This is a genomic window from Vicinamibacterales bacterium (assembly GCA_041659285.1).
In the GTDB taxonomy this organism is placed as follows: domain Bacteria; phylum Acidobacteriota; class Vicinamibacteria; order Vicinamibacterales; family UBA2999; genus 12-FULL-67-14b.
Genome location: JBAZYO010000010.1, coordinates 14,261 through 35,336 on the forward strand (window position 1 = coordinate 14,261; position 21,076 = coordinate 35,336).

Below are 21,076 nucleotides of genomic sequence, written 5' to 3' on the forward strand. Positions count from 1 at the left end.
GGGAAAGAAAGTTCGAGTCAAAGTGGGCCTCCTGTGAGAACCCACTTCACGGCGCGTGCCAACCCGCCGGCGCTAATCGCCGGAACGGGCTAACACGCTATCGATGCAGTGCCTTGCAGCTACTCGAGCCATCCATGCCGGCGACGCATGGCAACAACTTCGGCGCCTCCGGCGAACTTCACCACCGTTTTGTCGGCCGCTAGAATCCCACCTTCAATCCGAGCTGGACGATCCGGGGGTCGTAGGTCGAGGTGATGGTCCCGAACCCGCCGCTGCTGCGGTTGCCGTTCGGGGCGCGGTAGTTCACGCGGTTCAGCAGGTTGAAGAACTCCCCGCGGAACTCGACCGAGCCGTTCCGCCACGGCATCGCGAAGCGCTTCGAGGCCACCAGGTCCACGGTCCACACCAGCGGTCCGCGCACGCTGTTGCGCGGCGCGTTGCCGAACGGCTGGCTCGGGTCGGTCGGAATGGTCACGCTGGTCCGGCTCAGCCAGTTGTTGATGGTCCGCTCGCCCTCCGGCACCAGCACCTCGCCTGACACGTTGGGCCGGTAGTTGTTCGCGCCGCGGAAGTCCTGCTGGATGCCCGACACCTGCTGCGCCGCGGTAGGCGTATAGGTGAGCGTCACCGGCTCGCCGGGGATCACCGTGTTGATGCCGGCAATCTGCCAGCCGCCCAGCAGCGCGTTCAGCACCGGACCGGCGTTCGACATGAACTTGCGGTCCCGCCCGAACGGCAGATCCACCACGAAGCTCGTGGTGCTGTTGTACGGCTGGTTGTAGGCCGACAGGCCGTAGTCGGCGTCGAGATTGCGGAAGTCCTGCGGCGCCGGGAAGTTGCCGTTCGAGTTCTCGAGCGAGCCGGCGCCGTTGTCTTTCGACTCCGACAAGGTCAGCGCGCTCAGGATCGACACGCCGGCATTCAGGCGCCAGTTGAACTTCGCCTGCAGCGACCGATAGCGGGACTTGCCGCCGTTGAAGGCGTAAGTGATATCGGCGAACTCCTGGATGGGACGCCGCTGCTGCAGCGTCAGCGTGCCGGCGGCGTTGTTGGGCGCCGCCTGGTTGTAATTGGCGAAGAGCAGGAGGTCATCCGCGCGATTGCCGACATACGCGACGTCGAGCAGCGCCCCCTGCCAGAGTTCGCGTTGCACCGACGCGAACCAGCTCTGCACCTGGCTCGAGCGATAGTCGCCCGGCATGTAGGTGATGTTTGCCGCCAGCGGGTTGAACTGCGACGGGTTGGTCAACCCCTCCGGATATCCCTGCTGCGTCGTCCGGAAGTCCGCCTGCGTGGCGGTCTGCACGACGACCGCGTTGATCACTTGTGGGCCGTTGATCGGCAGCACGTTGCCGCCGCCGGCGCGATGGAAGTGCACGTAGCTGATGCCCCAGCCGCCGCGGACGACCGTCTTCGGCGACAGCGTGTAAGCGACGCCGACGCGAGGGCCGAAGTTGTTGCGGTCCGGGGTGATGGTCGATCGCTCCTTCAGCGACCCGTCTTTCGCCAGCACCATGGTCCTGGTCGCCGGGTCGAAGTTGGAGAGCACGTTGTTCTCCTCCACCCAAGGGGTGGCGTACTCATAGCGCAGGCCGGCATTGAGTGTCAGGCGATCGTTGATGCGCCAGTCGTCCTGCAGGTAGAGGAAGTGCATGTTCTGCACGAGATCGGCGACCAGGATGTTGCTGAGCGCGTAGGTGGACCGCAGGCCGAAGTAGAAATCGGCGAGGTTATACAGGTTGCTGGACGCCGCGCCGGCCGGACGCGAGAACTGTCCCGCATACGAATCGCGGCCATACAGCGGGTTCACGTCCTGCACCTGCGTCTTGATGTTCTGGAACTCGTAACCGGTCTTGAGCGAGTGCCTTCCGCTCAGCCACGAGTAGTTGATCTTCGGGTTGAGCACGGTCGGGTACTGCCACTGCGGGTTGGTGGCCTGGCGGCCCAGTTCGGTCAACCCGGTGATCTGCTGCGTCATCAAGCCGCCCGAGACGCGCGGATCGGTGGGCAGGCCGCTGATGCCGTAGGCCTCGAGGGCGCCCGGCTCGTGGTTCACGATCGCGTTCGGGTCCTTGCCGCCCTCGGTGTTGGACCATCCCATGCGGACCTCGAGCAGCGAGGCGCCGCCGGGCTGATACGTGACGCCGCCGGAGAACTGCCTGTTGCGCACGTAGGTCGAGGAATTGCCGCCGCCGCCGGATGGCCCGGAGATGTTCGGGGTGTCGAAGATGTCAACTTCGCGCCAGCCGACGCGGCCGAACGCCGACAGGCGCGGGCTGATCTGGACGTCCACCTTGCCGCCGGCCTTCGGCGTGTCGTTGGTCTGGTTGCCGAGCAGCATGAAGTTGTTGGCCGTGCCGGATGTGGTCGGTGCCGGCAGGTCGTTCAGCACCTTGCGGGCAAACGCGCTCATCGGGATGGCGGTGCCGGCCGGGAACACCTCGCCGCTCCGGGGATTGCGGACGTCCACCGCGAGCACGCCCTGGCGCTGCGCCACGGTCGCCAGCGTCGAGAACACGTTGCCGCCGCGCGTCTGCTTCAACATCTCGAAATCCGAGAAGAAGAACGCCTTGTTCTTGACGATCGGGCCGCCGAGCACGCCGCCGTACTGGTCGCGATCGAACGCCGGCTTGATGCCGTTGGCCGGCCGGAACGCGCCGATGGCGTTGAACTCGGTCCGGCGCGCGAACTCCCACGCCGATCCGTGAATGGTGTTGGTGCCGCTGGCGTAGGCCACGTTCACCGTGGCGCCGGCCGAACGGCCGTACTCCGCGCTCATGTTGTTGGTGACGACCTTGATCTCGCCGACCGCGTCGGGCGCCGGCTGCATCACCTGGTTCGAGTAGCCCTGGTTGCTGGTGCCGTAGGCGTTGTTGTCGACGCCGTCGATCAGGAAGTTGTTGAACGTCGAGCGGAGTCCGTTGATGTTGAACGAGCCCTCGCGCGACGTGCCGATCGCCGACTGCCGCGCACCGGGCGACAACAGCGTCAGCGCGGAGTACTCGCGGCCGTTGAGGGGCAGCGCGCGGGTCTGGTCGGCGGTGATGATCTGGCTGCGGTCGCTCGAGTCGGTCTGCAGCAGCACCGCGCGGGCGCTGACCTCGACGCGTTCCGACAGTTGGCCGACCGCCATCGACAGGTCGACGCGCTGCCGCGCGCCGACCGTCACCTGGACGTTGTCAGTCAAGGCGATCGAGAAGCCGGCCTTCTCGGCCGTGACGATGTAGGTGCCGATGCGAACGTTGAAGAACTCGAAGCTGCCGTTGGCGTCGCTCGCCCGCTCGGCGGTCACGCCGGTCCGGGTGTTGGTCAGCGTGACCTTGGCGGCCGGCACCACGGCGCCGGTGGAGTCCTTGACGGTGCCGACGACGGTGGCGGTTTCGAATTGCCCGCCAAGCGCCCAGGCGGGCGCGGTCAGGGTGAAAAGTGCAGTCAGTACAAGCAGTGCTCGTCTCATCGATTGTCCTCGACGAGACGGTAGCAATCGCAGTTGAAGGGCGTGTGACGCGTGCGCGACAGACCGATGACGGGAGCGACTTCCGGTCCTAAAGCCCCAGCACCGCCATCGGCAGCCACTCCTTCAGCTTGCCGGCGTGGGGTTTCACGAGGCGGATGTTGGCCTCGGGGACGTCCGGCATCGGCACGTCGGGCACCGTCACGCCGCTCTGCTGCGCGCCGTCGCGGGCCATGTTCTCGAACGCCGACAGGTCGATCCCACCAGCTATGTGCATCCCCGCCGCTTCATACATGCGGAGGCGCACCCACGAGTACTCGCCATCCGAGAACTTGTGCACGTTGAGCGCCTTGACCTGCACGCGCCGCGCGTCGAGGTAGAGGTTGGCCAGGTCGGAGAACACGCTGGTCAGCTCCGCCATCGTCAGATCGCGGTTGCCCTCGGTCTTGCGGCGAATCTCCGCGGACTTGGTTTCGATATCCGACCACTTGTCGCCCAGTTCGGTGCGGACGCGCCCCTGCACGGCCACGAAGCGTTCGACCTGGCCGGCCGTCAGCTCACCCGAGACGGGCGGGGCGAACGGCTTCTTGTTGGCCACCGTCTCGCCGAGCCGCGTCAGCTCGCGCGCCTTGGCGACATAGCCGGCGGCGCTGTCGAACATGGGCTTGGCGGCGCGATAGGCATAAAACCCCGCCACACCGAAGCCCACCAGGGCAATGACCAACACGATCAGGCAGCCGCCGAGGATCTTTTTCATCGAGAGCTGATCCTAGCGGACAGCGCGCAGTTGTGTCACCTGTGCGGCGGCCCTGCGCATCAACTGGCCGCACATGACGTCACACAAGGTGAACACGCTTTCGTCCGCCAGCTCGTAGATCACGAACAGCCCTTCGCGCCGGCGGCGCACGAAGCCGTGGGCGTGAAGCATCTGCAGGTGCTTCGACAGGTTGGCCTGGTTCAGGCCGGTCGCCTCGATCAGCTTGCTCACGTTGCGAGGGCCGCGGCTCAGCTCGTTGAGCACGCTCAACCGCGCCGGCTCCGCCAGCACCTTGAAACGTTCGGCCACCGCCCGCAGGGTCTCAGGCGCGAGTGGTTTGCGGCTCACGAGGGCCTCCTTCCACGGGCAGGCCGGCGGCGGCCCACGCCGTGATTCCGCCTTCCATGTTGATCACGTTCTTCACGCCCAGGCGTTGGAGCAGGGAGGCCGCGATCGCCGAGCGGCCGCCCCCCTGGCACTGCAGCACGACGGGTTTGTCGCGGGGGATCTGCTCCAGCCGATCGGCCAGGTAGCCCACCGGGATGTGAGTGGCCGTGGGCAGGTGGCCTTCCGCCCACTCGTTGGCGCCGCGCACGTCAATCACCGCGACCTCGCGCGCCGCGATCCGCTTCGACAGGTCGGCGGCGGAGATCTGGGCCATCGTCTCGAGCGCCGCGCCACCCGTTTCCGCCATGACAATTGCGGACGGGCTGAAGTAGCCCTTGACCGAATCAATCCCGATCAGTGCCAGGCTGCGGACCACTTCCTGGAGCCGTGTCGCCGTCGCATCGTCCACGATCAGGTAGAGGTCGGCGGACGCGGGCACCAGCCAGCCCGCCCACGTCACGAACGAGGCGTTGAGCGGGATGCTGATGGTGCCCGCCAGGTGGCCGGCGGCGTAGTCCGCGGCAGGGCGCGTGTCGATCACAATCGCGTTGGTCCCCAGCGTCGCGGGCAACCGGCCATCATCCAGCCGGGGCGGCGCGCTGAAACCGCCGAGCAGCGCCGGCCCGGCCTTGTTCACGCGCTTCATGTTGGCGAAGTACTTCGGCGGCTCGGGCTGGCCGGCCAGCACGCTCGTGACGAAGTCGGCTTCGGTCTTGATCGCGAACGCCCAGTTGAACCGGCGTTCGTAGCCGAGGGTGGACGAAGGGATGGCGCTGATGCCCTTGCCGCACGCGGAGCCGGCGCCGTGGCCCGGCCAGATCTGCAGCCAGTCTTCGCGCGCGGCAAACTCCTGCAGGCTCTTCCACAGCGTTCGGGCGCCGACTTCCATCGTGCCCTTGATATTGGCGGCGCGCTCGAGCAGGTCGGGACGGCCGACGTCACCCACGAACACGAAGTCGCCGGTCACCGCCGCGATCGGCTGGTCGGCCGCGGCGCCGTCGGTGACGAGGAACGTCAGGTGCTCGGGCGTGTGGCCCGGCGTGTGGAGCACGTCGACGCGGATGTTGCCAATCTGGAGGTGATCGCCACCGTGCAGCAGGCGGCCCTCGCTCGCGAAGGCGTACTTCCAGTCCGCGTCGCCTTCATCCGAGAGATACAGGGTGCCGCCCGTCTTGTGGGCCAGCTCGCGCGAGCCCGACACGTAGTCGGCGTGGATGTGCGTCTCGGTGATGTGGGTGATGCGCAGGCCTTCCTGCTCGGCGGCCTCGATGTACTGATCCACATCACGATTGGCGTCGATGACAAGGGATTCGCCGGTCTTGTTGCAGCCGATCAGGTAACTGGCCTGCGCGATGGACGGCTCGAAGAAACGTTTCACGAACATGGTTGACTCCTCGGGCTCACTACTGGATGAGCACGTACGACGCCAGGGCGACGAGTGCGACGGCGAAGGCTTGCTGCATGCGTCGTTGCGGCAGCCGATGGGCAATCATGCCCCCGGCAAGCGCGCCCACGGCCGCGACGAATGCGAACGGAAGAATGAACGACAGGACCAACGGCGTGCGGCCGATGTAGCCGGCCAGGCCCGACGCCGCCGCCATGGTGATGACGACCAACGAGGCGCCGGCGGCTTCCCGCATCGGGATCCGGGCCACGATGACCAGGGCCGGCACGATCAGGAAACCGCCGCCGACCCCGACCAGGCCGGTGAGAACGCCCAGGGGCAGGCCAAGGAGCATCAGCACCGGAAGCGAGCGGCGTCCCGCGGAGGTCTCGTGGAGCACCGGGCGCCGGAACATGATCGCGGCGGCCACCAGCATCACGACGCCGAGCACGCGCAATTGGGTGGCGTCGGCGAGGCGCGCGCCCAGGAAGCTGCCGGAGTAGGCCCCCACGGTGGCGGCGAGGCCGACCACAAGACCGGCGGCCAGCGGCAAGGTGCCGCGAACAAGACTGCCAGCGGCGCCGGCGGCCGCGGCAATGCCGACCACCGCCAGGCTGATCACGACGGCTTCTTTCGGGGAGAAGTGCAGCAACCCGGTCAACGCCGGCACGGCGATGATGGAGCCGCCGCCGCCGAGCATGCCCATCACCAGGCCGATGACAGCGGCCAGCACAAACGCGACGGCGCTCACGGTCGAGACTTCATATCGCTATATAACTATTCAGCAATATTAATTGTCAAGGGGGTCTGACCCCGAGCGCTTCACATCCCGAACACGTCGCGGTAGAACGCCAACTCCTCTTTTAGCGCGCGGATGATGTTCTCGGCCTTGCGGAAGCCGTGCTGCTCGCCCTCGAAGGTCACGTACTTCACCTTCAGTCCCTTCTTGCGCACCGCCTCGGCCATCATCTCGGACTGGTTCGGTGGCACCACCTTGTCGTCCAAGCCCTGGAACAGGATGATCGGGCACGACAGCCGGTCGGTGAAGTGAATCGGTGAGCGCTGGTAGTAGGTGTCACGCACGGCGGGATACGGGCCGATCAGCGACTCGTTGTAGCGTGACTCGAACTTGTGGGTGTCGTGCTGCAGTGCCTCGAGATCGCTGATGCCGTAGTAGCTGGCGCCGGCCTTGAACGTCTGGTGGAAGGTCAGCGCCGCCAGCGTGGTGTAGCCGCCGGCGCTCCCGCCGCGGATGATCAGCCGCGCCGGATCGGCCCTGCCCGCGGCGACCATCGCCCTGGCGCCGCCCACCGCGTCATCGACATCCGCAATTCCCCACTGCCCGTTCAGGCGTTCGCGATACCGACGCCCGTAGCCCGTGCTGCCGCTGTAGTTCACGTCGAGCACGGCGAAGCCGCGGCTGGTCCAGAACTGCGTCTTGGGATCGAGCACGTCAGACGAGGCGCCGGTCGGACCACCGTGCGTCAGCACGAGCAGCGGCGGATGCTGGCCGCCAGGCGCCGTCACTTCGGGATTGGCCGGCGGATAGTAGAAGGCGTGCACGTCGCGATCCGACACGCGATAGGTGACCGCTTCAGGGACCGACACCCAGGCCGGCTCGATCCGATCCGCCGACGCCGACCGCAGGACCACCGGCGTCATGTCGCCGGTGGCCATGCGCATGATCGCGCCGGACTGCGTGGCCGACCCGCCCACGAAGTAGATCGCATCGTGATGGGCGCGAATGGACTCCAGCGGCTGCACCGGCAGATCGACGGGCGCGAACGCCAGCGAGTCCGTGTCGATCAGCGCGAGCCGCCACTCGCCATCCTGCGCATAGGTGGCCGCCAGGCGACTGGCGGCGATGAACGCGTAAGTGACCATGCTGAAGGTCCACTGCGGCTTGCCGAACTCGGCCGCCATCTCGTGAATGCATTCGGTGGACTGGCCGGTGACGCGATAGAGGTTCCACCAGCCGCTGCGGTCCGACACGAAATACAACGTGCCGTCCGGCGACCAGTCGGGTTGGAAGATCGATTCGCTGGCTCCGCCCGCGACTTTCTCACGCGGGCCAAGGGAGCCGTCGGCGTTGAACGCCGCCGTCCACAGCTCGGTGCCGTCCCACGGCATGTTGGGATGGTTCCACTGCAACCACGCGAGCGTCGTGCCGTCGGGGCTGACAATCGGATCCGAATAGAAATCCGCCCCGGAGACGAGCGTCACGTCGTGCCAGGAGGGCGGCACCTCAGCGCCGCCGGCTGATGGTGCGACAGCAACGATAGTGTTCACCGCTTCGGCGCCGGCCTTCGAATGGTCCTCGCGAACGCCGACCAGCCGGTCACGCACCGGATCGAGCCGGAAGTCGGCGTAGAAACAGCCACCGTCGCCGGTGACCGGTTGCGGGACCTGTCCAGGCTCCTGCTTGTAGATCCGCTGATCGGAAAAGTTCGAGAAGTACACCGTGCCCCGATGCACAGTGTAGGCGGCGCCACCGTACTCGTGGACCCGCGTGCGCACGTTGAATGGCGGCGGCGTGACGTCCGTGATGTCGCCGGCCGGCGACCGCTTCACAATCACATGGCGGCCGCCCTCAGACGCCCGCCCCTCCACCCAATACACATCGTCTCCATCGAGCTGGATGTGATCGAGGCGCAAAGTCCCGGCGGTGACACGAGCGGCGCTGAGGGGAGACGGCCAGGCGCCGTAGGGGGAGACGGTAGGCATCGGTGTACGTAAGTCCTGCGTCATTTTCGCACTTTCGGTGCCTGGCCCTATACTTTCCAGATGCCGTTGAAACTTCGTTCGTTCTCGTTCGTCATCCTTGCCCTGTTCCTCTCCCTGGCAGCGCCCCAGGCCCAATCGCCCGCCGCGCCCAAGGTCACCACCCCGGAACAATTCTTCGGCCACAAGATCGGCGCCGACTACGTGCTCCCGAACTACACCCGGTTCATGGAGTACGTGCGCAAGCTCGACGCGGAATCGGACCGCATGACGGTACAGTCCATCGGCAAGACCGCCGAAGGCCGCGACCAGTTGATGGCCATCATCACCGCCCCCGAGAACTTCAAGAAGCTCGATCGCTACAAGGAGATCTCGCGACGGCTGTCGCAGGCCGAGGGCCTGACCGACGAGACGGCGCGGGCGCTGGCCAGGGAAGGCAAGGCCGTGATCTGGATCGACGGCGGCCTGCACGCCACCGAAGTGCTCGGCGCGCAGCAGTTGACCGAAACCATCTTCCAGTTCGTCAGCAAGAACGACGAGGAGACGCTGCGCATCCTGAAGGATGTGATCATCCTCGCGACGCACGCCAATCCCGACGGCATGGAGCTGGTCTCCAACTGGTACATGCGCAAGCCCAACGAGAAGGAACGCAGCACCGGCCAGCTGCCGCGCCTCTACCAGAAGTACGTCGGCCACGACAACAACCGCGACTTCTACATGATGAACCAGCCGGAATCCGCGAACATGAACCGGATCCTGTATCGCGAGTGGTTCCCGCAGATCATGTACAACCATCACCAGACCGGCCCCACCGGCACGGTGATGTTCTCGCCGCCCTTCCGCGATCCCTTCAACTACGTCTACGACCCGATCGTCGTCAATACCCTCGACCAGGTCGGCGCCGCCATGCACACGCGCTTCGACGCCGAAGGCAAGCCGGGCGTGACAACCAGGTCGGGCTCGAACTACTCGACGTGGTGGAACGGCGGCCTGCGGACCATGGCCTACTTCCACAACCAGGTCGGCCTGCTGACGGAAAGCATCGGCAACCCGACGCCGGAGACGATCGGCTTCGTGCCCGATCGCGTGCTCGCGCGCGGCGACCTGCCCTTCCCGATCACCCCGCAGGTGTGGCACTTCCGCCAGTCGATCGACTACTCCATCACCGCCAACTACGCGGTGCTCGACTTCGCGCAGCGCTATCGCGAGAGCCTGCTCTACAACATCTACCTGGCCGGCCGCAACAGCATCAACCGCGGCAACACCGACACCTGGACCGTCTTCCCGCGCCGCATCCAGGAGGTCAAGGACCAGATCGCCAAGGACCTCAAGGTGGATGGCGGCAGCGACTCCCGCATGGTGTCGGGAGGCCGCATCGCGACCGTGCCAGAGAAGTACTACGCGATCGTCCGCAAGCCGGAGTATCGCGACGCGCGCGGCTACATCCTGCCGGCGAACCAAGGCGACTTCCTCACCGCCACCAAGTTCGTGAACATCATGATCAAGAGCGGCCTCACCGCGCACCGCGCCACCGCGCCGTTCACGGTGGCGGGCAAGCAGTACCCGGCCGGGTCCTACGTGTTCAAGTCGGCGCAGGCGTTCCGTCCGCACCTGCTCGACATGTTCGAGCCGCAGGATCACCCCAACGACTTCCAGTATCCCGGCGGCCCGCCGATTCCGCCCTACGACAACGCCGGGTGGACGCTCGCCTACCAGATGGGCCTGAAGTTCGATCGCGTGCTCGAGGCGTTCGACGGCCCGTTCGAGAAGATCGCCGATGTGATCAAGCCGGCGCCCGGCAAGGTCACCGACGCCGCCGGCGCGGTGGGCTACGTCGTCAACCACAAGAACAACGACGCGTTCATCGCCATCAACCGGCTGATGAAGGCGAATGAAGAAGCGTTCTTCGTCGCCGACCGCCGCTACCAGAGCGCCGACGGCACCGGCGTGATCTTCATCACCGCCAGGCCCTCGACCGGCGCGGTGCTCGCGAAGGCGGCCGCCGACCTCGGCCTGAGCTTCACCGCCGTGACGCAGCGTCCGGCCGGCGCGATGTACAAGCTGACCAAGCCGCGCATCGGACTGTGGGATCAGTACGGCGGCTCGATGCCGTCGGGCCACCTCCGGTGGCTGCTCGAGCAGTTCGAGTTCGACTTCGAACGGGTGTACCCGGGCACGCTCGACGCCGGCAACCTCAAGGCGAAGTTCGACGTGATCCTGTTCCCCGACGGCGGCATTCCGGAGGCCGACGGCGGTGGCGGCGGCTTCGGCGGACGTCCGCCGACCGCGGCGGAAATCCCCGAGGAGTATCGCGATCAGCTCGGCCGCGTCTCGATCGCGAAGACGGTGCCGCAGTTGAAGGCGTTCGCGGAAGCCGGCGGCGTGATCGTGGCCTTCGGCGGCTCGGCCGTGCTCGGCCATCACCTGGGCCTGCCGGTCAGCGATCACCTGGTCGAGGTCGCGCAGGACGGCAGCGAGAAGCCGCTGCCCGGCACCAAGTTCTACATCCCCGGTTCGATCGTCAGCGTGGCGGTGGACAACACCAACCCGGTGGCGTTCGGCTTCGACAAGACGGTGGACGTGTTCTTCGACAACAGCCCGGTGCTGGAGCTGGCGCCCAACGCCACGCTCAACGGCGTGAAGCCGGTGGCGTGGTTCGACACCAAGACCGCGCTGCGCTCCGGATGGGCGTGGGGCCAGCACTACCTCGAAGGCGGCACCGCCGCGGTCGAGGCGCAAGTCGGCAAGGGCAAGGTGTTCCTGTTCGGGCCGGAGATCACTTTCCGCGCCCAGCCGCACGGCACGTTCAAGTTCCTGTTCAACAGCATCTACTACGGCACATCCGTGCAATAGGCGCGCGACAAGAATGCGGAGGGGTCTGGCCCCTCCGCATATACTTTCCCGATGCCGCTCGACACCGTCTTCTCCTTCGCTTCCTTTATCGCCATGTTCGGGTGGATCCTCCTGGTGGTCCTCCCCGGCGATGCCCGCGTGAAGTTGCTGACCGGCGTCATCATCCCGTCAACGCTGTCGGCCATCTATCTCGTGTTCATCTTCCTGCACTTCGCCGACGCGCCCGGCGGCTTCAGCTCGCTGGCCGAGGTGCGGATGCTGTTCTCGCGCGACGAGCTGCTGCTGGCCGGCTGGGTCCACTACCTGGCGTTCGACCTGTTCATCGGCGCCTGGGAGAGCCGCGATTCACAGCGGCTGCAGATCCCGCGCCTGGTGATGATTCCCTGCTATGTGATGACCTTCATGCTCGGGCCCATCGGCCTGCTGTTCTACTTCGCGATTCGAACCGCCAAGACCAAGGCGCTGGACCTGGAGGCGGCGTGATTGCGGAGCTGCGCGCGCGCGACCCGCTCCTGTTCTGGGCGGGCGCGCTGATGATCCTCCTGTTCGTCGTCGTCACCCTGCTCTCGATCAGCGACAACCGGCTGATCCTCGGCATCAACCCGTGGATCAAGCCCATGAAGTTCCTGGCCTCGATCACCATCTTCCTGTGGACCACGGCGTGGTTCATGCCAGAGACGGAGCCGGACCTGGTCCGCCGCGCCCTGGTGCGGTGGACCATCACCTCGGCCATGCTCATCGAGATCGCGCTGATCATCATGCAGGCCGCGCGCGGCACCACCTCCCACTTCAACGAGAGCACCCAGTTCGATCTGGCGGTGTTCAACATCATGGGGATCATGATCACGGTGAGCACCATCGCGATGATGCTGTTCCTGTGGATCCTCCGCCGCGACTCGCCGTCGGCCCGCGCCGGCTACATCTGGGGCGTCCGCCTCGGCGTCGGCCTCTTCGTGGTGGCGAGCTGGCTGGGCTTCACGATGGTCGCCAACAGCGGCCACGCCATCCCGGGCCCCGACGGCGGGCCCGGCCTGCCGTTCGTCAACTGGTCGGTCGAGATGGGCGACCTGCGGACCGCGCATTTCTTCGGCATGCACGCCATGCAGGCGCTGCCGCTGCTCGGCTTCGTGCTCGATCGCACGCTGGGTGACGACCAGCCCAGCGACTTCATCCCCACCGCGCGAAACGTCGTGATTGCCTCCGGCATCCTATGGCTCGTCGTCACCGGTGCGCTGCTGTCCATCGCGCTGCTCGGTCGCCCGGTGATGGCGTTATAGTTGTGTCCCGACAAGACTGACTCTCCCGACGGAGCGCTATTGGTCTCCCGACGGTGTGTCGTAACTTCCCGTGAGGCTTTTACATGAATTACTACGGACCGAAAGACATGGCCGAAAGCTGGCGCACCGTTCGCAAGAACACCATCCAGGTCGCTGAAGACATTCCCGAAGAGAAGTACTCGTTCCGCGCCGCGCCCGACACCATGAGCGTCGGCGAGATCCTCGCCCACCTCGCCGCCACGCCGCACTGGGCCAACCAGTGCCACTTCATCGATCAGAAAGTCGCCGTGACCATGGATGACTTCGGGCGGTGGATGGGCGAAGTCGGCAAGGCCTCGTCGTCGCTGAAGACGAAGGCCGAGATCGTGGCCGCGCTGAAGGCCGACGGCGATGCGTTCGCGGCGGGACTCGAATCCATGACCGACGAGAAGCTCGGCGAGGCGGTGGCGCTGCCCAACGGCAACAAGACGCGCTTCGAGATGCTGCTCGGCGTCAAGGAGCACGAGATGCACCACCGTGCGCAGCTATTCCTGATCGAGCGCATGGTCGGCATCGTCCCCCACCTGACCCGCGCCCGTCAGGCCATGCACCGGTAGCCTGCGGTCCGATTGGCTGCGACATAGGGTTGTCTTTGAGAAAACGGCACCGCTTACGGTGCGCTTCATGAGCTCATCTCAACGGCTTTCTCCAAGGCAACCCCTATGGCGCAGCCATGAGGATCACGGACCAGCCATTCCCTTGTATAACTAGCCATGCCTCAATGGTGGGCCAAGGGCCTGATTTTCGAGAACTGCGCGTGCACGCTGGTGTGCCCCGGGCACATGCACTTCAGCCAGCTCTGCACGCACGAGCGGTGCAAGGGCTACTGGGCGCTCCGCTTCGATGACGGCGCCTTCGGCGAGGTGACTCTCGCCGGCCTGCGGGCGGTGATCGCCTTCGACACGCCGCAGCGGATGATCGACGGCAACTGGGTGCAGGCGCTGATCATCGACGAGGCGGCGACCTCGGCCCAGCGTGAAGCGCTCGCCACCATCCTCACCGGCCAGGCCGGCGGCCCGTGGGCGAAGCTCGCGGGGTTCGTCGCCACCCAACTCCCCATCGAATTTCGCCACATCGACATGGCCGACGAGGGCGCGACCAAGCGCGTGACGATCGCCGACCGCCTCAAGGCCTTCGTCACGCAGATCCGCGGGCGCGACAAGTCGAAACCGGTGCTGTTCGAGAACATCTTCAACCAGATCCACGCCCCCACCCAGGTGGTCGCGCTCGGCGACACCGAGTACGGCGACGGGCGAATCGTGATCCGCAACGCTGAATCGCACGGCCTGTTTTCCGACTTTGATTGGAGCCGCAGATGACTGGGCCGCAGATGACGCAGATGACACAGATCTAAGACCTCGACCATGAGCCATCTGCACGTGTCGTTCGGATCGCTTGCCGGAATGTGGTTCGGCATGATGGCGCTGATGATGGGCCCCACGGTGTGGCCGTGGATCCGCGCCTTCGACCGGCTCGGCAATCCGCATGCCGGTCGCGCGAGCCGGTTCGCCGCCTCGGCGGTCTTCGCCGGCGGATACCTCACCGCCTGGCTGATCTACGCGCTGGCGGCGACGGCGCTGCAGCTGCAGCTGGTGCGGGCGGGCGCCTTCGGTGCGGTCACCGGAATCGCGCCGGTCGCGGGCGCGGTCGTGCTCGCGGCCGCCGGCCTGTTCCAGTTCGCCCCCCTCAAGCAGGCGTGCCTGATGCACTGCCGCAACCCGCTCAGTTACTTCCTTAGCCGCTGGCGCGACGGCGCCGCCGGCGGCTTCCGCATGGGCTTCGGCCACGGCCTCTTCTGCGTCGGCTGCTGCTGGGCGTTGATGGCCACGTCGCTGGCGGTCGGGGTGATGAGCCTGTGGTGGATGGCCGCGCTCGCCGCGGTCGCGTTCGCCGAGCAGGTCGCCCCCTGGGGCGAGCGCTTGCGTGTCCCTGCAGGGATCGCCCTTCTGGCCGGAGCCATCCTTCGCCTCGGACTCTGAACCGAAGATAATTGGCCGGCATGAAGCTCCTGTGTGCGGGCGAGGCGTTTGAAGACCTCGTATTCTTTGCTCTGGATCGCTTGCCGGAACTCGGCGAGGAGATCAAGACCGACCACTTCACCGCTACCATCGGCGGCGGCGCCGTCATCACCGCCGTGCACGCCGCCCGCCTGGGCATGCGCGTCGGGCTCCTCAGCGCGCTCGGCGATGCGGCGGTCGCGCGCCTCAAGCGCGAACGCGTCAGCGTGACCAACCTGCGGAAGCCGAAAGAGCCGCACGCGATCACCGCGGCCCTGTCCACGGCCGAGGACCGCGCGTTCGTCACCTTCAACGGCGTCAACGCCAAACTCGAGTCCCGGCTCGCGCGGGTTCTGAGCGAGCCGGTCCCGCCGAAGCCCGAAGGGCGAAGGCGGAGCCAGGGGCCCCAACACGTCCACCTCTGCTTCTACCCCCACGACTGCGCGCAGTGGACGCGCATCGTCAACAAGCTCCGCAAGCGCGGCGTCACCACGTCGTGGGACTTCGGCTGGAACGAGCCGCTCACCGCCGACCGCGGCCTCACCGAACTCATCGACGCGCTCGACTTCGTGTTCGTCAACGAGCTGGAAGCGCGGCTCTACACCGGCGAGCCCACGCTCGAAGCCGCCCTGCCCCACTGGCGCCAACGCCAGGCCATCACCATCGTCAAGATGGGCGACAACGGCGCGGCGTGGCTGACGCCGGATCGCGACATCCACTTCCCCGCTCCACGCGTGAAGGTGGTGGACACGACCGGCGCCGGCGATGCGTTCAACGCCGGCTTCCTGGTCGCCTGGATGCGCGGCCAGACGCCGGCGCAGTGCCTGGCCGCGGGTAACCGGGTTGGCGCGACCTCGACGCTGCAGGCGGGTGGCATATGAAGGTCGCGATCATCGGCGGCGCCGGAGTCCGCGTGCCGCTCCTGGCCGGCGGGCTCGCCCGCTCCGATCTTCGAATCTCGGAGATCGCGCTCTATGACATCGACCAGGACCGCCTCCGCATCATCGGCGACCTCGCCGCGCGCATGGCCGGCGGCGTGCGCGTGACCACCACGGCGACTGCAGACGCGGCCATCGAGGGCGCGGACTTCGTGATCACGAGCATCCGCGTCGGCGGCGCGGCGCAGCGGGCGAAAGACGAGGCCGCGTGCATCGCCCTGGATGCCATCGGCCAGGAAACCGTCGGGCCCGCCGGCTTCGCCATGGCCGTGCGCACCATCCCGAGGATGGTCGAGTACGGCCGCCTGGTGGCCCGCCTGGCTCCCCGCGCGTGGCTGATCAACTTCTCCAACCCGGTCAGCCTGATCACGCAAGCCGTGCACCAGGAAACCGACGCGCGCCTGATCGGCATTTGCGACACGCCGATGGAGATGTTCGAAGACGCCGCCCACGCGCTGGGCCTGCCGGCGTCGGTGTGCTCCTACGACTACTTCGGCCTCAACCATCTCGGCTGGCTTCGCGACGTGCTGTTCGAGGGCGAGGGCCAGCTCCATCGCATTTGGGAAGACGACGAGCGCCTGAAGGCGGCGTATCGATCGCCGCTGTTCGAGACGGAACGGCTGCGGCAGTTGAAGCTGCTGCCGACGGAGTATCTCTATTACTACTACCGTCCCGAGGTGGCGCTGGCACACATGAAGAGCGCCGGCTCGAGCCGCGGCCAGGCGGTGGAGGCGCTTACGCGCGAACTCTTCGCCGACCTGCGGAGGGGTCGGACCCCTCGGCAAGATCCTTCCTCGGGGTCAGACCCCTTGCTCCGCTACCAGCGCTATCTCGCTGATCGCGACGGCAGCTACATGCAGATCGAGACCGGCGTCACCACGCCCCGCATCAAGCCCGACTGGGCGGAGCTTTCCGGCTACGATCGCATCGCCTTGATGACCATGCGCGCCATCGTCCACAACCAGGGCGCCATCATCCCGCTCGACGTCGCCAACCGCGGCACGCTGCCGTTCCTTGAAGATGACGATATCGTGGAAGTGCCGTGCCGCGTGGACGCGAACGGTCCGGTGCCGCAGGCGGTGGCGCCCATGCCGGATCACCCGCGCGAGTTGATCGAGCGCGTGAAGGTCTACGAGCGCGCCACGGTGAAGGCGGCGCTGACGGGCAACCGCGACGAGCTGATCGACGCCCTCGCGCTCAACCCGCTGGTGAGCTCACGCGATCAATCCGCGCGCCTCGTCGAGACATTGCTGTGAATGATGTAGCGTCCGGCCCTGATGTGGCGTCCGGCTTTAGCCGGACCGATCCCGCCCTGAAGCGGGGCATGGGCCTGCTCCAGGCCACCGCCACCAACGTCATCTCCATGGTGGGCGTCGGCCCGTTCCTCACCATCCCCTTCATGGTGGCCGCCATGAACGGCCCGCATGTCATCTACGCGTGGATGGCCGGCCTCGTCCTCGCGCTCGCCGACGGCTTGGTCTACGCGCAGCTCGGCGCCGCGCTCCCCGGCAGCGGCGGCGGCTATCTCTACCTGCGCGAGGCCTTCCAGCCGTTCGGCCTCGGCAAGCTGATGGCCTTCCTGTTCATCTTCCAGACCATCCTGATCGCGCCGCTGTCGGTGGCCGGCGGCGCGGTGGGCTTCGCCGACTACCTGCAGTTCGTCTGGACCGGCATGTCGCCGCTCGAGCACAACCTGATCGCGGCCGCGGTGTGCGTGGTCTCCACCGCGCTGCTGTGGCGCAACATCGAAGACATCGGCCGCCTCGCCGTGGTCATGCTGGTCGTCGTGCTGGTGACGGTGGGATGGGTGATCGTCGCCGGGCTGTTCACCTTCTCGCCGGCGCAGGCGTTCGCGTTCCCGCCGGCGGCCTTCACGCTGGACCGCACCCTGCTGATGAGCGTGGGCGCCGCCTCGGTGCTGGCGATGTACAGCTACGGCGGCTACAACCAGGTCTGCAACATCGGCGACGAGATCAAGGACCCGACCCGCACCATCCCCCGCTCCATCGTGCTCAGCACCTTCCTGGTCGCCGCGCTCTACATGCTGATGACCATCGTCATTCTCGGCATGATCCCGTGGCAGGAAGTGAAGGAGTCGCGGACCGTCGCCTCGGTGTTCATCGCGCGCACGTTCTCGGACCCGGGGGCCGGCCGCATTGCCGGCATCGTGATGACGGGCCTGATCCTGTTCGTGGCCGCGGCGTCGCTCTACGCGACCATCCTCGGCTACTCGCGCGTGCCCTATGCCGCGGCGCGCGACGGCGATTTCTTCAAGGCCTTCGCGCACGTGCATCCGACCAAGCGGTTTCCGGACCTGTCGCTCGTCACGATCGCGATCGTCTCGATCCCGTTCTGCTTCTTCTCGCTGGGACAGCTGGTGAGCTGGTTGATCCAGGTGCAGGTGCTGCTGCGCTTCATCTGGCAGTGCGCGGCGGTGATCCTGCTGCGCCGCTACCGCCCCGACATCCCGCAGCCGTTCACGATGTGGTTGTACCCCTGGCCGGCACTCCTGTCGGGCGCCCTGTGGCTGTTCATCTTCTTCACGGGGCCCGTGGAAGGCATCGTCTTTTCGTTCGCATTCCTCGGCGCCGGCGTGCTGGCTTACTTCATCTTCAGGTCAGGGCGTCTTGCTCAACGCTAGCAGGTTGGCAGTGATCCGGTAGGCGCCGGCGACACCGTAAGGCAACTGCCGGTGCAGGGCGTAGGCGAAGTAAGTCCAGTTGCCCTTCCCCACTTTCGCCGTCAGCCACCCGCCGCTCTGAGGCGCCTGGCCCTTGTCGAACGTCGAAATCATCGGCGTGTAGGCCGCATCCCACTTCGTGAAGAACTTCGAGCCGCGCTGCTCGACCCAGCCATCGAAGTCGGCCGCCGTGATGCGGTTCGGCCACGTGAACGACTGTTGCGTGGGCGCGAGGATGGTGACCGGCGAATCCTCCTCTGACACCTCTTCGGCGCTGCGCGGCAGCTCGCCGGGGAACGGCGCGAACGTGTTCGGCACCAGCTCCTGCGTGTTGTAGAGCACGATCATGTTGCCGCCCGCCTTCACGTAGTCGAGCAGGCGGTTGTTATAGGTCTTGAGATCCTCGCGCACCGCATACGCGCGCGTGCCGGTCATGATGGCGTCATAGGCAGACAGGTCGGCGCTGGCCAGCTCGCGCTCGCCGAGCAGCGTGACCTGCGCGCCAAGCTGCTGCAGCCCAAGCGGCACCTGGTCGCCGACGCCCATCACGTAACCCACCTTGAGCCCGGCCACGGTGGTCACGTTCACGCCACGCACGTCCGCGGAGGACGCACGATAGAGATAGCGGACCTCGAGATCGCGGTGATCGATGATCTCGTAACCTTCCCGATACTCCTTACCCGCCGCCGTCGCCACCGCCTCGATCGTGTAGGTATCGCTGCCGATCGCGCCCGGATTCACCGTGAATCGATACGAGGACCGCTCGCCGGCGCGGGCAAAGGCGAACGGATGCGACGCCGGCGACGACGTCCATCCCGCGGGCAGCCGGAGCGCAACCGCTCCGCTCGTCGCCGCCTCGGCGTTGTGCAACAGCGACACTTCCACGTCGACCCGCTTGACGGCGGCCGTGGTGGGAACAATGGCGTGGGCAGGAGTGAGCATTACCGCCAGGCGGGGCACGCTCCTCACCGCGCGCAGCGCATCTCCGTACGGCAGCTTGGCCTCTCGGCGCTTCACCGCTTCGCGCACCTCAACCGGCACGCCGGCCACCGTATAGCGCGCCGTCGCCACCAGCGGCGGATCTGCCACCGGCCGCCCGAACTGCGACGGATCGCTTAGCGCATACACACTGTCTTGCAGGCCCTTGCGGGCAAAGTACGGCTTCGTGCTCATCGCCACATCGCCGGTCAGGGTCACGGTGAAGCGGGACGTGGACAGCTGGTTGCGGTCGAGACTCGGGGCGCTGGTGGCCGAACTGTTCACGGTCCAACCGCGCGCGGCGACCAGGCGCACCGTGGCATCGCTGATGGCGATGCCGCCCCGATTGGCCAATCGCGTGCGCACCTCGAAGCTTTGCCCAGGCACCGGAGCCGCCATCAGCGCGGGCGGCGCAAACGCGGCACCCGGTCCAGTGGGCTCGGGTTGGCCCGCCGGTTGAGCCACCGCGGTCAGTTCAAGACCGAGGGCGGCGTTGATCGCGCTCTGGAACTGCGCTTCCTTGACGCGGAGCAGGAAGGCGGCATCGGCCGCGGACGTGGCGGCCATCGCCTCGCGCGTCCGCGCCAACCCTTGCGCCAGGGCCGGGACGATGGCGGAAGGATCGTTCATGCGGAAGTCGGCCATGGCGCGCGCCACCGCTTCGTCGATGACCTTGCCCGAGGGGCCCACCGCGGCTTCGATCGTGCCGGCCACGCCATCGAACACGCTGGCTTCCCTGGTGCCGGGGGGACTCGACACCAGCTTGTAGTAACCGAAGTTGGGGCCCGCCCCAGCGACGAAGCGGCCGCTGTTCTGCGAGCGCTGAAAGCTCAGGCCGTATCGCGCGATGTTGTCGAAGGTGTCGCCGAGCCGCGGGCTGTATTCGCCGCTGTCAATGCGCACGGTCCAGTCTTCGCCGTCGCGCACGCCGCCGATGTAGACCTTCTTCGCCTGCCATGGGCGCAGCCCCTCGGCGATCTGCTCGGGGTAGCGGCTGGGATCGCCGGCGGCGCGGAAGCCTTCAACCGCCATCAGCCCGGCGGTCTGGTGGTTACCGTGGCCATCGCGCTCGTTGCCCTGGAATCGCGACAGGATGATCGTGGGCCGGCTCATGCGGATGATGCGGACCACGTCGCGAAGCGCTGTGTCGCGGCCCCACTTGTCCATCGACTCTTCCAGCGTCTTCGAGTAGCCGTAGTCAACCAGGGACGTGAAGTACTGCTCGTCCACGCCGTAGTGGCGGCCGGCCTGGAGCAGTTCCTCCGTCCTGATCAACCCGAGCGCGTCGAACAGTTGCGGGCCAATGGCGTTGTCGCCAGACTCGCCGCGATTGAGGGTGAGCAGGGCCAGGCGGGCGCCGTCGCCCCGGCTCAACTTCGCCAGCACGCCGCCGTGTTCGTCGTCCGGGTGGGCGGTCACGTGCATCACGCTCGCGGTGGTCCGCAGCTTGAGCAGGTGCTGCCAGACCTCGGACGCCCCGTCTTGCCGGGGCACGCTCTGCGCGCCAAACCCGCCGATGGCGCCCACCACGAGCACCGGTGCCAACCACGTCACACGCCGCATACGCACACCCGCCTTACGCAACGATCCGCCGCCAACGACGCATCCACG

General features: G+C 66.7%; 16 protein-coding genes. 9 read left to right on the forward strand and 7 right to left on the reverse strand.

All coding sequences use genetic code 11. The annotated features are described in order from the left end of the window. Positions 1-199 precede the first annotated feature (199 nt). The 6 genes from WC815_16300 to WC815_16325 all read right to left on the reverse strand — a co-directional run bounded on the left by WC815_16300 (position 200) and on the right by WC815_16325 (position 8,706). Positions 200-3,457 carry a TonB-dependent receptor gene (locus tag WC815_16300; GenBank protein MFA5910344.1) on the reverse strand — a complete coding sequence of 1,086 codons (3,258 nt, stop codon included), beginning with the start codon at positions 3,455-3,457 and terminating at the stop codon, positions 200-202. Between the two features lie 88 nt (positions 3,458-3,545). Beyond that, on the reverse strand, positions 3,546-4,211 hold the full coding sequence (locus WC815_16305; protein ID MFA5910345.1) for a hypothetical protein: 666 nt from the start codon (positions 4,209-4,211) through the stop codon (positions 3,546-3,548). A gap of 12 nt (positions 4,212-4,223) precedes the next feature. Beyond that, complete coding sequence (locus WC815_16310) at positions 4,224-4,559, reverse strand: metalloregulator ArsR/SmtB family transcription factor (GenBank protein ID MFA5910346.1); 336 nt, start codon at positions 4,557-4,559, stop codon at positions 4,224-4,226. Then, positions 4,534-5,982 carry an MBL fold metallo-hydrolase gene (locus WC815_16315; GenBank protein MFA5910347.1) on the reverse strand — a complete coding sequence of 483 codons (1,449 nt, stop codon included), beginning with the start codon at positions 5,980-5,982 and terminating at the stop codon, positions 4,534-4,536. Before WC815_16315 ends, WC815_16310 begins: the two co-directional genes overlap by 26 nt. 19 nt (positions 5,983-6,001) lie before the next feature. Next, entirely contained in the window at positions 6,002-6,733 is a 732-nt protein-coding gene (locus WC815_16320) for a sulfite exporter TauE/SafE family protein (GenBank protein MFA5910348.1), read from the reverse strand. Positions 6,734-6,804: 71 nt separating this feature from the next. Beyond that, the gene (locus WC815_16325) at positions 6,805-8,706 is read right to left on the reverse strand and encodes a prolyl oligopeptidase family serine peptidase (protein MFA5910349.1); all 1,902 of its coding nucleotides are present in this window, start codon (positions 8,704-8,706) and stop codon (positions 6,805-6,807) included. Positions 8,707-8,766: 60 nt separating this feature from the next. On the opposite strand from WC815_16325, the gene WC815_16330 reads away from it, so the two are divergent. The 9 genes from WC815_16330 (at position 8,767) to WC815_16370 (ending at position 18,448) form a co-directional block, all read left to right on the forward strand. Then, the gene (locus tag WC815_16330; protein MFA5910350.1) at positions 8,767-11,556 is read left to right on the forward strand and encodes a M14 metallopeptidase family protein; all 2,790 of its coding nucleotides are present in this window, start codon (positions 8,767-8,769) and stop codon (positions 11,554-11,556) included. Positions 11,557-11,607: 51 nt separating this feature from the next. Further along, complete coding sequence (locus WC815_16335) at positions 11,608-12,039, forward strand: ABA4-like family protein (protein ID MFA5910351.1); 432 nt, start codon at positions 11,608-11,610, stop codon at positions 12,037-12,039. Next, complete coding sequence (locus WC815_16340) at positions 12,036-12,833, forward strand: hypothetical protein (GenBank protein MFA5910352.1); 798 nt, start codon at positions 12,036-12,038, stop codon at positions 12,831-12,833. The genes WC815_16335 and WC815_16340 overlap by 4 nt, the downstream gene beginning before the upstream one ends. Before the next feature lie 83 nt (positions 12,834-12,916). Next, on the forward strand, positions 12,917-13,429 hold the full coding sequence (locus WC815_16345; GenBank protein ID MFA5910353.1) for a DinB family protein: 513 nt from the start codon (positions 12,917-12,919) through the stop codon (positions 13,427-13,429). Between the two features lie 156 nt (positions 13,430-13,585). Continuing rightward, a complete protein-coding gene (locus tag WC815_16350) occupies positions 13,586-14,191 on the forward strand; it encodes a DUF1326 domain-containing protein (GenBank protein ID MFA5910354.1) in 606 nt (201 codons plus the stop codon). A gap of 45 nt (positions 14,192-14,236) precedes the next feature. Further along, positions 14,237-14,851, forward strand: coding sequence for a DUF2182 domain-containing protein (locus tag WC815_16355; GenBank protein MFA5910355.1), 615 nt, complete (start codon positions 14,237-14,239; stop codon positions 14,849-14,851). Positions 14,852-14,871: 20 nt separating this feature from the next. Continuing rightward, entirely contained in the window at positions 14,872-15,750 is an 879-nt protein-coding gene (locus WC815_16360) for a carbohydrate kinase family protein (GenBank protein MFA5910356.1), read from the forward strand. Continuing rightward, complete coding sequence (locus tag WC815_16365) at positions 15,747-17,063, forward strand: hypothetical protein (protein ID MFA5910357.1); 1,317 nt, start codon at positions 15,747-15,749, stop codon at positions 17,061-17,063. The genes WC815_16360 and WC815_16365 overlap by 4 nt, the downstream gene beginning before the upstream one ends. 23 nt (positions 17,064-17,086) lie before the next feature. Next, entirely contained in the window at positions 17,087-18,448 is a 1,362-nt protein-coding gene (locus tag WC815_16370; GenBank protein MFA5910358.1) for an amino acid permease, read from the forward strand. Here WC815_16370 and WC815_16375 read toward each other — a convergent pair. After that, complete coding sequence (locus WC815_16375; GenBank protein MFA5910359.1) at positions 18,425-21,019, reverse strand: PIG-L family deacetylase; 2,595 nt, start codon at positions 21,017-21,019, stop codon at positions 18,425-18,427. The genes WC815_16370 and WC815_16375 overlap by 24 nt on opposite strands. Between the last annotated feature and the right edge of the window lie 57 nt (positions 21,020-21,076).